This window comes from Dokdonella immobilis, assembly GCF_900115085.1.
Taxonomy (GTDB): Bacteria; Pseudomonadota; Gammaproteobacteria; order Xanthomonadales; family Rhodanobacteraceae; genus Dokdonella; species Dokdonella immobilis.
The window spans coordinates 80,915-92,559 of sequence record NZ_FOVF01000017.1 but is presented as its reverse complement, the minus strand read 5'-3'; the positions used below and the strand labels follow the sequence as shown (position 1 = coordinate 92,559).

Below are 11,645 nucleotides of genomic sequence, written 5' to 3'. Positions count from 1 at the left end.
CGGCCATCAGGTGCGGCTGCAAGCCCAACTCCACACACCGACGCCCCCAGTAGTGCGCACCGCTGCAGGCCTCCATGGCCACCCGGGTTCCGGGGGGTAGCTGTACCAGGTAAGCCGCGAAGGCCTCGCGTCGCAGGTCCTTCCGGTCCAGCACACGTCCCGCGGCGTTCGCCGAGCACACCGAAAACACGTTCTTCGCCAAATCCACGCCAATGGTTATAGTAGTCACGGAGACTTCCCCTTCTGCTGACGGTTGTGTAGAAACTCCATCATGGCACGCGGGTCCTTCGGGATCCTTGATGCCGAAAGAGGTGGGAAGTCTCTTTTTACTCGTCCAAGCCGACGCCGTAAACGGCGCGGCTTAACTCTAGCGTTGGGTAGCCATATGAAGCGTATTCCCTTTTTGTCGCTTGCTTGTAGTGGCTTGCTTGGCTGCGCGTCACCTACGCCGTTTGTTCGAATGTCTAGTATTTCAGCAAATCCCAGCGAGTATGTAGGCAAGAGACTTACCACTTGCGGGTGGTTCGAGTCCGCAATGGAGCTATGTACACTACAAATTAGCAGATATGAACCCGCATCCAGATTTTGGGTTGGCACTAAGTCAAGGTTGTGCTCGCTAGAATCTGCGGTGTCTCCAACGTCTTCCTGGGCAACGATAACGGGCGTAGTCCTAGTCGGTGAAAATTACGGAGTTCTTGGCTTGTTTCAAAGGGCGTTTGGTGGCGCTACCATTAAGCTGCAAAAAGCACCTTGCGATCCCGGGTAGGGCTTACCCAACTATTCGTCCAAGCCGACCGCTGACGCGGCGGCCTATTTCTTGCGTTAGACGGCAAGGAAACTACCAGTGAATCTCACTCGCAGGCAGCGGAAGCAAATCGCTTTGTACATGCACTTCAAGGACAGGCCAATGTCCATCCCCGCCTTGTTCTGGTTCAATCGTGGCATCTACGCCATCATTCTCACCGCCGCGGTGGTTTCGGTTGGTGTCGCGTACTGGCTCAACGATTTTTTCTTGCTCACTCTCGTTGCGGTCGCATACGGCACAATATTCCTCCGCGATGCCGCGAACTACTGGCGTTCGCAGAGCACATGGCCTGTACTGCGGCAAGTCATAGAGTGGGACAAGCTGCGCCAATTGGCGCTTGCCGTCTAGCTATGTGTTCAAGCCGACCGCCGCACAGACACTGCGTTTCAACGAATCGCTGCCGCGCGGCGGCGGCTTAACACGGCGTTAGATCGTATGGATAGCGACTTCGTCGAAATCTGGGATACACCATTCAAGGAAGATCGCGACCCTAGTGTCGGCCTGATCACGGAGAACGGTGGTGAAACAAATGCAACGCTTGTCGTGGCACCCAATGGGCTGGACGTATACCCGAAGTTCTTGGTGCGCTTCTCAGGGGTTCTCGCTGCAAGCTATTGCGAGGAGGCGGGCGCCATCGTGTCACTCGGGCAAGAATACGCGCCGAAAGATTTCTGCTGTTATCTGTGGCGATCCTCACCACAAGTGGATTCGTACAGACAAATTATCTTCTATGCCGAACTGGATCTCAGGCATTACATCATTTTCGGCGGTGACAACATTGCAAGTGTCGTATGCACTGGGGAGCCTATAATCGAAGAAGTATCGTCACCAACAGAGATTGCCGTCACCTACGCAATCTAACTACTCATCCAAGCGGACACGACGGTTCCTTCGGTTTAGTGGACACCCTGAACTAACTTTCAGGAGTCCCCATCATGGCCAGACCAGGTCCAAGAACCACCTATCGGTATAGTCGGGAGTTCAAGGCAACTGCCGTTCGCCTTTGCCAGATTCCGGGCGTCGTCGTGGGAGATGTCGCCGAGTCGCTTTGCATCCAAGCGATATTTTTAGATGTCGTTGCCCGCAACGCGATCGTGGTCGCCCGGATGTTCCTGTGGGCTCCGAATACGGATGATAGTTGGGTCCCGAGAGAGCAATAATCCGACCGGCGTTATAGTATCGAAACGATGTAGCAATCACGGAACGACAGTATTGAACATGGAGAGACCCTTTACGTTCTTCCATACAGCTATGGGACTGGTGGCTTTCGTCGCCGGTCTTATCGCCTGGGTGTGTTCCATAGTGGCCATAGCCGCGTGGGCAGGTGCGTCGTGGTGGGGTGCACCCGCCATCGTCTTGGGGGCAGTCATTCTGGTAGTGGTGTCGTTCAAGGTTGACGACCGTTTTCGTGAGTCCCAGTCGAGGTGAACGAAATGGATCCTGCGATTCGGTCGAGCCCAAGTGCTGATGCACGCAGCTCGGTTTCGGTGCAAGATCGGAACTTCCAGTCCTTAGTTGTTCGTGAATTTCACAAGATCCTGCGAAAAGTGTCGAGCGCGGCGGCGCGCGGCTAATGCTCGGGCTGGGATTCAGCGCTGCGGTCGGACTTAGCGTACTGTCTGGCCTTCCCGCCGTTAACGCCAAGATGGATTCGGAAATGAAGCGACTGCAAATGCAGTCACCCGCTGCAGTCGTCAACACACGGAGGCTCCGATGAGGGCTGAGGATGTTCGGGCTTACGCACTTTCCCTTCCATCCGTGATCGAGGCCCCCCATCACGAGGCCACCTCATTTCGCGTTGACGGAAAGATCTTTGCCACGCTTCCACCAGACGGCGCGTGTGTGCACATCTTCGTCGGTGAGGAAGAGCGTGAAACTGCCATCGCTCTGGGGCCGGATGCCTTCGAAAAGCTCTTCTGGGGCGAAAAGGTCGCCGGACTCAAGGTCAAACTTGGCAAGGCCAGGCTTTCTGCAGTTCAAGCCTTGCTGCGCAATGCGTGGGTACGGAAGGCGCCAAAGAAGCTTCTGGCAGCGCATTCGGCAGATGTCGAGCGGCGCTGACCATTCTTTCCAGGCGGCCTGCACACCGCGTACGTCTTGAGTCCGATGTTGGGCATTGCAGTTGCGATTCGTGTCGACGTGTACATGCAGTCACCTTGATCACCCCCTCCCCAAGCACTCGTCCATACGGAGGGGATTATTCCTTTGCTTCAATGGACAATCTGAATCCAGGTCCCGGATCCCGGGCGACAGTTTCATGATGGAGGCGCACATGGCGGCAGGCCGTTTTGTCATTTCGAGTCGGTACTGTGGCCCACCAGGATCTGGCAACGGCGGCTACGTTTGCGGGCGACTTGCCGCGTACCTGCGCGGACCCGCTTCGGTCCGATTGAAGGCGCCGCCGCCACTGGAGACGGGGCTTGATGTTGAATCCTCGGACGCGGAAGCGCGACTGAAGTCCGGCGCGAACGTGATTGCCGAGGCCCGGTCCGCCGAACTCGATCTGGAGTCGCCGACGCCGCCGAGCTTTGCAGAGGCCGAGGAGGCTTCCAAGGCCTACATTGGCTTCACGCAGCACCCGTTTCCGGGATGTTTCGTTTGCGGGCCGCAACGCGAAATGGGCGACGGGTTGCGCATCTTCCCGGGTTGGGTTGCTTCGGGTTCCATGGTCGCCTCACCTTGGGTTCCCGATGCCTCCCTCGGTGATGATTCGAACAAGGTTCGGTCCGAGTTCCTCTGGGCAGCGCTCGATTGCACGAGCGGCTTCGCCGTCATGCCAGCTCCGCAGGGCAAGGCCATGGTCCTCGGCGAACTGGGTGTTCGTATCGATCGCGATCTGCCGACAGGTGAAAAGTGCGTCGCCCTGGGCTGGCCGCTGGCATTTGATGGACGCAAGCGTCATTGCGGGTCGGCGATCTTCTCGGGTTCCGGCGACCTGATCGCGATTGCGCGCGCGACGTGGATCGAAGTTGAATCGAGTGCATTCGGCGGGCAGTGAGTGTCCGGATCGGTCCTGATCGGCTGCGGGGCCGTTGCATTGAGCGAGTCCGAGCAACAGAGTCGCGGAGATTCAACGGAAATGCGCGCTGCGTTGCCAGCCATGCCCGCCAGGGTCGTGTCCATGCCGTACGTGCGGAGAATTCGCACGAAATCTGTAGGAAATTTCCTACATCGGTTTCCCGATTCGAACGGTAATCTTCGCCCGGCGGTTCCCGCGCGGAACCGTACCGCCATTGACCCGAGGTCGATGGGACGCGAAACGACTCAGGGAGGAAATTCATGTCGGCAATGTTGCTTACCGGTTACATCATCGTAGTCCTTGGAGGACTCTGGCTGCTCGTGGTCATCTTCCAGACCAGCGTGGCCTGGGGAATCCTGTCCATCCTCGTTCCGTTCGTCAGCCTGCTGTTCGTGATCATGCATTGGGACGACACCAAGCGACCCTTCCTGGTCCAACTGGTCGGGCTCGTTCTGATCTATTTTGGTGCCGATGCCGCCCTGGATTCCGCCGGACTTGGATAACGGAGCGGCCAAGGGCTGGGTGCGGGCGGGTGGCATGACCGCCCAGTCGTCGTCCTGGCGGGTGCCGCCGGGGGAGGGGTCGAGGTACACTTCTGGCTTCCCTCGAGCGAGGCATTCGGGGAGCGATGCATGAAAAGTCAGCTCTGGCTCGAACTCAGCAAGAGCGAACGAGCGCGTCTGCGAAGTCTCGCGGAACAGGCCTGGGAAGCCGAATTGGACAAAGCGTTGACCGACCTCTTCGAAGATTTTCGCAGCTGGTCCAACAGTGAAATGAGCGGATTCGATCTTTCGGATCGGATCCATCAATTCCACCAGGGCATTTCCAGGGAGCTTTACAGCCGCTATACGGCTCTCGGACCGGAACTGCTGGTCAGCAGGGCGGTTGCGCTCGGGTTTCTCGACGCATCGACCCTCGGCGAGCGCTTGGCCGAAAAGCTGGCGCCCCGCATTGAATCGTTTCGGAGCCTGGGCGATGCGCCATAGGCGGATCCGCCATGGACCTGCAGACCGGCTATCGTATCGGGATCCACTCGGACTTCTCTGGAAATGCAAATGGGAGCAAGCGCGATGAAAAGGGTCACCGGTATTGGCGGCGTGTTCCTCAAGGCCAGGGATCCTGCGTCCTTGCAGGCCTGGTACAAGACCCATCTGGGAATCGACGTGCAGACGTGGGGAGGCGCGGCCTTCCGCTGGACAGATGACGCTGGCAAACCGGTCGGCGGGACGACGGCCTGGTCGATCGGGGATGGCACGTACTTTGCGCCGAGCACTTCATCATTCATGGTCAACTACCGGGTGGCGGACCTGCATGGCCTTCTCGCCGCTCTGCGCGATGAAGGTTGCGAGGTGCTGGATACCACCGATGAATCGGAGTTCGGCAAGTTCGGCTGGGTCATGGACCCCGAGGGCAACAAGGTCGAATTGTGGCAGCCGCCGGATGGCCAGTAGTTGCTGACCCGGATCGACCGTTCGGCGGCGTTAAGGAGGGTCTGATCAAGTAGCAAAGTCGTCACGACGTCTGCCTGTGTGCAGATCGCGACGCGTCGACGCAGACAGACTGGCCGTCTTTCAAGTCGACGCAACAAGGATCTGCGCGCAGGCAGGCGTCGCCTAACGCATTGATTGGATGCTGAAACGGCGTCCAGAAGGCTCCCCCCATGTACCGCGCGCCTCGTCAGGGCAACCAGCCTTCACTTCGCCTCGCAGCACATGTGGAAAACCTTCTGAACGCCATGACGACCTTTCTACTTGATCAGACCCTCCTTAAAGGTGCTGAACGGACGAAGCCGTGGCCTTCAATTGCGCTGCGGAATTGGGGTCGGCGAAAGAGGGCGAAATGCTGAAGGATGGCCTGGTTCCTTGTCGGGAACAGGTCGATTTACGAGTGGGTATCGGGTTGGCGACCCATGCCCGGGCGCGATCGACATCGCGTCTGGACTTGAACGACTCAGGCTACGCATTTTCTGAAACCACACAGGGGACGTGATGAATACGATACGAAACTACATGTTCAGGGATCCGGATGCACTGGTCAGGTGGGTCCGGCTGTCGATCTACGCACAGCTTGCCATCAGCCTGATCGCCGTAGTGGCGGGCTATCTCGAGTATGGGGTCCTGAGCGGAATCCGGGACGGTGTCTTTGCATCGCAGCAGGCCGCGATTGACGCCGCCGAAGCCAGCGACGCACGGCAGCGGCTGATCGGACTGGCCCAGATCGTCATCTCGGTCGTGTCCGGATTCCTGATACTTCGCTGGATCCATCGTGCGAACTGGAATGCACGGGCGCTGGGTGCGCGCAACATGGATTTCACGCCGGGCTGGTCGATAGGCTGGTATTTCGTGCCGATCATGAATCTATGGAAGCCTTACATGGCGATGAAGGAGATCTGGAAAGCCAGTGCCCGACCCGAAGGCTGGCAAGGCCAGATCGTTCCCAACCTGCTGGGCCTGTGGTGGTTCTTCTGGATTGTTTCATCCTTGCTGGGCAATGCGTCGTTTCGTTTGATGATGCGGGCCAAAGCGGTCGATGAACTGATCCAGGCCAACATCGTCACCGTGCTGTCCGATCTGGTCACGGTACCCTTGTGCCTCGTATTCCTCGTGCTGATGATACGGATCCATCGCATGCAGGCGGCGGGTTCGGGCGTCCGGGATTTGGATTTGAAGCCGCTGCGGGATAACGCACGTTGATGCGCGATCCATGTTCGACCGCGCATCCTGGCTAGAATACGGTGAGTCGCAGCGATCCGGGCAAATACCCATTCCTCATCGACGAGGCCATCGCGATGAAATCGACCATTGAAGTCCCGCCCACAGCCAGCGATCTGGCCCGGCGCGGAAATCTCATCGAAGCGATCAAGCTGACTCGCGAGCACACCGGCTGCAGCTTGATAGATGCCAAGGAAGCGGTCGAGGCAAGCGTGCAAACCCGCGCCGTGTCGTCGCACGCCGAAACCACCGGGGCAGATGCGAACAGCGGCGATATCCCGCTGGCGGCGATCCTCGCGCTGCAGAAGGGCCGGCTGATCGATGCGATCAAGCACATTCGCGAAGCCTCGGGGCTCGGCCTCAAGGAATCGAAGGAGCGCGTGGATGCCTGGCTCGAACGCAATCCGCAAGCGCTGGCCCGATTCAAGGCCGAAGCCTCGGCAGAAATGAAGCGGTTTATCAGGAAGGTCTCCGTGTTCCTCACGGTCGCGCTGCTGGCACTTCTGGCCTACCTGTCATTGCGGGCCGGGATCTGAAGAATGGATGGGCAGCCGGGAATGGCCACGACCCAGGACCGGCGTTGACACCGAAACGAGGGGAGGCTCATGGCAGGATTCAGCTCATGAAAGACGACTACACGCCCAATCACATTCCGTCGAATGAGCGCACCCGCTACATCGCCTTCTCGGTGCTGCTTTTCTGCTATGGCAGTTATGGAGTCTGGGTCAACGACCTCTACATACCGGGCAAGCGCTCGCGCGGGATCCACCTCCACGACGTGCCGGCCTGGATCATGTACGGAGCCATGATCACTGCCTGCGTGGTCATGCTGTCGGTAGTCGTCGACCATTACGACCGCAGAAACAACGAGACTCATTACCGCCTGTTCGCCCAGATTGGAAAATACGTCGGTTGGGGACTGTTCGGGCTTTCGCTGGTGATGGCGATCATTCGCTAGGTGCGGTCTTTCCGGGGCGCCAGATGGAGCCGGAGCCGCCCATGCGGCGGAACTTGGTACAGTGCGCTGGCGAGGATGCGCAACCGGAGGACATATGGTCAAGGTCTGCGGCAACTATCGATGGAAGGATGGCGCGCGGTTCGATCAGGTCTATTACCGGACCGAGCACATGCGGATAACCCGGGAACTACTGCTGCCGCTCGGTTTGCAGCGCCTGGAAAGCGACGAAACACAGTCCGCCGGGGAGCCCAAGCCGGGCGCGATCGTGGCGAGCTCGAATGCCTATTTTCTCTCGCTGGCGGCGGCCCAGGCGGCACTGACCCTGGCCGGGGCCAAGCTGCTGGTGGACGTGCCCAACTTCACCGACATCAATCCCGAGATCCATGTCTGTGCGGTCACCCGCCAGTACCACGTGGGCGAGTGATCTCAGCGATGTCGTATCGTCCGCAATGCCACCACGCCGGCCTGTGCCGGGTTCGAACGTGACGCCGATCAGCGATCTTGCCGAGCTGCTGCGGGCCATGCAGCCCTTCCTCAATCCGGGGATCTACGTATATGCGATGGCACCGGCCGACGCGTCGATCGACGCCGCACACGTGATTGCCTCGATCCGCGAGCCGGCGGGCCTGTCGCTGATTATCGAGGAATCGCTGGCCACGAAACTGGGTCTCGAGCCGGCACTGCGCTGCGCCTGGATCACCTTGCGGGTCCAGTCCGATCTTCAGGCGACCGGCTTCACGGCGGCATTCTCCACGGCGCTTGGCCGCGCCGGTATTGCCTGCAACGTGGTCGCCGGACTCGCGCACGACCACATCTTCGTGCCGATCGAGCAGGCCGAACAAGCGATGCGCGCGTTGACGGCGCTACAGCAATGCGGGCCAGACTAGGCGGCTCCGGGCAATGATGATCGGCTTGCCGAGTATTGGCCTGGCCGTGCCTGCGGACGCGCAGGCCATCGCCGATCTTTCGCGACGCGAAATCGAGCACGGACTTCGCTAGTCGTGGACGACCGGTCGGGTCTGGCGTGCGATCCAGGACCGTGAAACGAACGTGGTCGTCGCGCGCGACGGCGACGCGATCTGCGGATTCGCCCTGATGGCCTACCGCAGCGAGGACGCGCATTTGCTGCTGCTGGCTGTCGCGCCGGGCTGCCGGCGTCGCGGCATCGGTTCGGCCCTGATCGGCTGGCTCGAGGAGACCCTGAGACAGGCCGGCATCACGCGCGTGCAGGTCGAGGTGCGGCAATCCAACCGCGTCGCCCGTGCCTTCTATGCGCGCCTCGGCTTCGAGCAGGTCAATGCTTCGCGCGGCTACTACCAGGGTGTCGAAAATGCCTTGCATCTGGTCAAGGAGGTGGATTTCGGCGGTTCCTGAGTGCCGAGAAGCAATGTGCAGGGAATGCTCGTTTGGATTCCTCCGGCTGTCGCGAACCGAGACGGGAAATGCCTGGGCCTTCCTTGTTTGCGACTGGACGCGCGTAATTCCCGCGAAGGCGGGAGCGGCTGTCTTGTGGAATCGGATGATGCCGCGATTACTGCATCACGCAGTCGGGAGCGGAAGAGCAAGTCAAGATAGATTCCAGCCTGCGCTGGAATGACGGCAAAAAAAAGCAGGAAAAAAAGTGAAGAACGGGTCCGAAAAACGGGGTCAGAGCCTCCTTAAGACCGATCCTTACTTTTCGTCATCCCTGCGCAGGCGGGGATCCAGTTCTTTTTAGGACATTCCGACGAAAGCATAGGAACTGGATTCCAGCCTACGCTGGAATGACGAGCCTTACATTAGTGCCATTCGGGTCAGAGACCGGTAAAGGATGGGCTTCGGCCGCACGAGCCCCGGTTGCGTTAGGCTTTGCACTCACGATCCAGGGCAAATGGGAGCAGGCCATGAATCTCGGCGCGTTTTCGGTCAGTCTCGCGGTCAAGGACATCGAGGCATCGAGGGCTTTCTACGAAAAGCTCGGCTTCACGACCTTCGGCGGCAATGCTGCGCAGAACTGGCTGATCCTCAAGAATGGCGAGCACATCATCGGCCTGTTCCAGGGCATGTTCGAGAAGAACGTCCTGACCTTCAACCCGGGCTGGGACCAGAATGCGAACAGCGTCGCTGGATTCACCGATGTGCGCGAACTGCAGCGTCGCCTCAAGGCCAGTGGCGTGGCCCTGGTCAGCGAGGCCGACGAGTCCACGACCGGCCCTGCCAGTTTCAGCCTGCTCGATCCGGACGGCAATCCGATCCTTGTCGACCAGCATGTGTCGAAAGCGGACCGGGCATGACCACGCGAAATCGCAGGGCAGTCCCATGAGTTCCCCTGAAATCGCGTTTCGGCGGGATGCCACGATCGATCTCGACCGCTTCATCGCCCTGTTCCGGGACTCGACCCTGGCCGAGCGCCGGCCGGTCGATGACCGCGAGGTCATGCGACAGATGATGGAGAACGCGAACCTGACCATCACAGCGTGGGATGGTGACGCGCTCGTCGGCATCGCGCGAACGCTGACCGATTTCGCCCATGCCGCCTACCTGGCCGATCTGGCGGTGGCCAAGTCGCACCAGCACCAGGGTATCGGCAGGCGCCTGATCGAACAGACCCAGGATGCGCTCGGGCCGCGCTGCATGCTCGTGCTGTTGTCGGCGCCGGCAGCCAATGAGTTCTATCCGAGGATCGGATTCAGCCACAATCCGCGGGCCTGGGTGCTCGGCGCGGGGGAGCGCGTGCGCTGATCCATTGTCGGTGATCAAACCGACCGATCCGAGAACTGCAGACGACATGAGCCCGACCGACCGCATCTCCGATACCAGTCATGCCGAACACTACTCTTGGGGCAGTGCCTGCGATGGCTGGCACCTGCTCAAGCAGGCGGACTTGAGCGTCATCCAGGAACGCGTGCCGCCCGGTGCCGGAGAGGTTCGCCACGTCCACGCTCGCGCGCGTCAGTTCTTCTTCGTTCTCTCGGGCACGGCGACACTCGAATTCGATTCCGGCGCAGTCAGTTTCGGCGCGGGACAGGGCGTCCATGTCGAGCCCGGCGTGGCCCACCGATTCGCCAACCATTCCCCGGCCGATGTCGAATTCCTCGTCATCTCGACGCCGCCGACATCAGGCGATCGGACCGATCTCGGGCCCGCGACCGATGCAGGCTGACCGATGAGCGACCGTCACATGGTGCGCTTTGCAGTGACCGGATCCACCCGTAGGCAGTGCCAAGCTCATGTCCGACTCTAAGGAAACGGCTGATATGCGCGCGATTCCGGGTAGCTGCCATTGCGGCGCAGTGCAGGTCGAATTCGCGACGGCGAAGGACCTGGCCGGATTTCATCCGCGCGTCTGTGACTGCACGTTCTGTCGCCGCCACGGCGCCACCTGGCTGTCCGATGCAGAGGGCCGGCTGCGCATCGGCGAACAGGCGACCGGCATGCTGCGCGACTATCGGCAGGGTTCGGAAACGGCGCGGTTTCTCCTTTGCGCACGCTGCGGCGTCTGCGTGGCGGTCATCTTCGAAGAAGGCGCGCGCAGCTTCGCAGCGGTCAATGCGAATTGCCTAGGGTCCGGGTCGGATTTCGGCGAAGCGCAGCCGGCATCGCCGCAGATGCTGAGCGACGAAGAAAAAATCGCGCGCTGGAAAGCACTCTGGATCGCCGACGTCGTCGTGAGCCGGGCCGAATCCTGATCCGATCGCGTGGCCGCGCTCAGTCGCGGCGCTTGCGCCTCACATAGAGCTGCTTGCGCACCCGCGCGATCAGCTCGCCGGAGGCCGAGACCACTTCGGTCTCGCACCAGCGCAGGGCCTTCTCGCCATTCGCGGTGGCTGCACGCAATTCATCGAGAAAGCGCTCCTCGATCCTGAACTCGGCAAAGACCTCGCCGCGCCCCGGCGCGACGAACTCGATCTCGGCGGCCTTGTCCCAGACGATGTAATCGCGGCCCAGGCACTGCAGGGTCAGGATCATCCAGAACGGATCGGTCATGGCGAACAGGCTGCCGCCGAACTGGGTACCGACGAAGTTGCGGTTGTACCAGTGCAGGCGCAACCGCACGCGTGCCGAGCGCCAGTCCTCGCCAATGTGCAGGACGCGGATGCCGGCGAACAGGAACGGCGGCCACAGGTTGATGAAGCGACGCAAGGCGCGCGGGGATTTCATCGGCGCGATGCT

At 60.4% G+C, this 11,645-nt stretch carries 17 protein-coding genes and 2 pseudogenes; 17 read left to right on the top strand and 2 right to left on the bottom strand.

Annotated elements, in window-relative coordinates:
• A pseudogene (locus BM125_RS20450) lies at window positions 1-229 on the bottom strand (IS110 family transposase); the annotation flags it as partial.
• Between the two features lie 678 nt (window positions 230-907).
• Between BM125_RS20450 and BM125_RS12350 the strand changes: the two are divergent.
• From BM125_RS12350 to BM125_RS12265, 17 genes and pseudogenes are all read left to right on the top strand, one after another.
• Complete coding sequence (locus tag BM125_RS12350; protein WP_139224983.1) at window positions 908-1,153, top strand: hypothetical protein; 246 nt, start codon at window positions 908-910, stop codon at window positions 1,151-1,153.
• Between the two features lie 87 nt (window positions 1,154-1,240).
• Window positions 1,241-1,666, top strand: coding sequence for a hypothetical protein (locus tag BM125_RS12345; RefSeq protein WP_092408386.1), 426 nt, complete (start codon window positions 1,241-1,243; stop codon window positions 1,664-1,666).
• An 852-nt stretch (window positions 1,667-2,518) separates the two neighbouring features.
• Window positions 2,519-2,866 (top strand): MmcQ/YjbR family DNA-binding protein, encoded by a 348-nt coding sequence (locus tag BM125_RS12335; protein WP_139224982.1) that lies wholly within the window; start codon window positions 2,519-2,521, stop codon window positions 2,864-2,866.
• 70 nt (window positions 2,867-2,936) lie between these two features.
• Window positions 2,937-3,803: a hypothetical protein gene (locus BM125_RS12330; protein ID WP_139224981.1), complete on the top strand. Its 867-nt coding sequence runs from the start codon at window positions 2,937-2,939 to the stop codon at window positions 3,801-3,803.
• Window positions 3,804-4,084: 281 nt separating this feature from the next.
• Window positions 4,085-4,327 carry a hypothetical protein gene (locus BM125_RS12325; RefSeq protein WP_092408378.1) on the top strand — a complete coding sequence of 81 codons (243 nt, stop codon included), beginning with the start codon at window positions 4,085-4,087 and terminating at the stop codon, window positions 4,325-4,327.
• Window positions 4,328-4,456: 129 nt separating this feature from the next.
• The gene (locus BM125_RS12320; RefSeq protein ID WP_092408376.1) at window positions 4,457-4,810 is read left to right on the top strand and encodes a hypothetical protein; all 354 of its coding nucleotides are present in this window, start codon (window positions 4,457-4,459) and stop codon (window positions 4,808-4,810) included.
• Between the two features lie 84 nt (window positions 4,811-4,894).
• Window positions 4,895-5,275: a VOC family protein gene (locus BM125_RS12315; RefSeq protein ID WP_092408374.1), complete on the top strand. Its 381-nt coding sequence runs from the start codon at window positions 4,895-4,897 to the stop codon at window positions 5,273-5,275.
• Window positions 5,276-5,812: 537 nt separating this feature from the next.
• Window positions 5,813-6,517, top strand: a complete 705-nt coding sequence (locus BM125_RS12310; RefSeq protein ID WP_092408372.1) for a DUF4328 domain-containing protein — start codon at window positions 5,813-5,815, stop codon at window positions 6,515-6,517.
• A 95-nt stretch (window positions 6,518-6,612) separates the two neighbouring features.
• Window positions 6,613-7,071, top strand: a complete 459-nt coding sequence (locus BM125_RS12305) for a hypothetical protein (RefSeq protein ID WP_139224980.1) — start codon at window positions 6,613-6,615, stop codon at window positions 7,069-7,071.
• An 86-nt stretch (window positions 7,072-7,157) separates the two neighbouring features.
• The gene (locus BM125_RS12300; RefSeq protein ID WP_092408368.1) at window positions 7,158-7,493 is read left to right on the top strand and encodes a hypothetical protein; all 336 of its coding nucleotides are present in this window, start codon (window positions 7,158-7,160) and stop codon (window positions 7,491-7,493) included.
• Window positions 7,494-7,587: 94 nt separating this feature from the next.
• Window positions 7,588-7,917: an EthD family reductase gene (locus BM125_RS12295; RefSeq protein WP_092408366.1), complete on the top strand. Its 330-nt coding sequence runs from the start codon at window positions 7,588-7,590 to the stop codon at window positions 7,915-7,917.
• Between the two features lie 58 nt (window positions 7,918-7,975).
• Entirely contained in the window at window positions 7,976-8,380 is a 405-nt protein-coding gene (locus BM125_RS12290) for an ACT domain-containing protein (protein ID WP_092408405.1), read from the top strand.
• A 124-nt stretch (window positions 8,381-8,504) separates the two neighbouring features.
• Window positions 8,505-8,867, top strand: a pseudogene (locus BM125_RS12285) (GNAT family N-acetyltransferase); the annotation flags it as partial.
• 509 nt (window positions 8,868-9,376) lie between these two features.
• Window positions 9,377-9,766, top strand: a complete 390-nt coding sequence (locus BM125_RS12280; RefSeq protein ID WP_092408362.1) for a VOC family protein — start codon at window positions 9,377-9,379, stop codon at window positions 9,764-9,766.
• Window positions 9,767-9,791: 25 nt separating this feature from the next.
• Complete coding sequence (locus BM125_RS12275; RefSeq protein ID WP_092408360.1) at window positions 9,792-10,214, top strand: GNAT family N-acetyltransferase; 423 nt, start codon at window positions 9,792-9,794, stop codon at window positions 10,212-10,214.
• A 46-nt stretch (window positions 10,215-10,260) separates the two neighbouring features.
• Window positions 10,261-10,635, top strand: coding sequence for a cupin domain-containing protein (locus BM125_RS12270; RefSeq protein ID WP_092408358.1), 375 nt, complete (start codon window positions 10,261-10,263; stop codon window positions 10,633-10,635).
• Between the two features lie 94 nt (window positions 10,636-10,729).
• Window positions 10,730-11,161, top strand: coding sequence for a GFA family protein (locus BM125_RS12265; RefSeq protein WP_139224979.1), 432 nt, complete (start codon window positions 10,730-10,732; stop codon window positions 11,159-11,161).
• A gap of 19 nt (window positions 11,162-11,180) precedes the next feature.
• Here BM125_RS12265 and BM125_RS12260 read toward each other — a convergent pair whose 3' ends face one another.
• On the bottom strand, window positions 11,181-11,633 hold the full coding sequence (locus tag BM125_RS12260) for a DUF4442 domain-containing protein (RefSeq protein ID WP_092408354.1): 453 nt from the start codon (window positions 11,631-11,633) through the stop codon (window positions 11,181-11,183).
• Window positions 11,634-11,645 lie beyond the last annotated feature (12 nt).

Bases quoted from the DNA above. Each gene is read 5' to 3' on its own strand.
- BM125_RS12350 (WP_139224983.1), top strand. From the start codon at position 908: ATGTCCATCCCCGCCTTGTTCTGGTTCAATCGTGGCATCTACGCCATC.
- BM125_RS12345 (WP_092408386.1), top strand. From the start codon at position 1,241: ATGGATAGCGACTTCGTCGAAATCTGGGATACACCATTCAAGGAAGAT.
- BM125_RS12335 (WP_139224982.1), top strand. From the start codon at position 2,519: ATGAGGGCTGAGGATGTTCGGGCTTACGCACTTTCCCTTCCATCCGTG.
- BM125_RS12325 (WP_092408378.1), top strand. From the start codon at position 4,085: ATGTCGGCAATGTTGCTTACCGGTTACATCATCGTAGTCCTTGGAGGA.
- BM125_RS12320 (WP_092408376.1), top strand. From the start codon at position 4,457: ATGAAAAGTCAGCTCTGGCTCGAACTCAGCAAGAGCGAACGAGCGCGT.
- BM125_RS12315 (WP_092408374.1), top strand. From the start codon at position 4,895: ATGAAAAGGGTCACCGGTATTGGCGGCGTGTTCCTCAAGGCCAGGGAT.
- BM125_RS12310 (WP_092408372.1), top strand. From the start codon at position 5,813: ATGAATACGATACGAAACTACATGTTCAGGGATCCGGATGCACTGGTC.
- BM125_RS12305 (WP_139224980.1), top strand. From the start codon at position 6,613: ATGAAATCGACCATTGAAGTCCCGCCCACAGCCAGCGATCTGGCCCGG.
- BM125_RS12300 (WP_092408368.1), top strand. From the start codon at position 7,158: ATGAAAGACGACTACACGCCCAATCACATTCCGTCGAATGAGCGCACC.
- BM125_RS12295 (WP_092408366.1), top strand. From the start codon at position 7,588: ATGGTCAAGGTCTGCGGCAACTATCGATGGAAGGATGGCGCGCGGTTC.
- BM125_RS12280 (WP_092408362.1), top strand. From the start codon at position 9,377: ATGAATCTCGGCGCGTTTTCGGTCAGTCTCGCGGTCAAGGACATCGAG.
- BM125_RS12275 (WP_092408360.1), top strand. From the start codon at position 9,792: ATGAGTTCCCCTGAAATCGCGTTTCGGCGGGATGCCACGATCGATCTC.
- BM125_RS12270 (WP_092408358.1), top strand. From the start codon at position 10,261: ATGAGCCCGACCGACCGCATCTCCGATACCAGTCATGCCGAACACTAC.
- BM125_RS12265 (WP_139224979.1), top strand. From the start codon at position 10,730: ATGCGCGCGATTCCGGGTAGCTGCCATTGCGGCGCAGTGCAGGTCGAA.
- BM125_RS12260 (WP_092408354.1), bottom strand. From the start codon at position 11,633: ATGAAATCCCCGCGCGCCTTGCGTCGCTTCATCAACCTGTGGCCGCCG.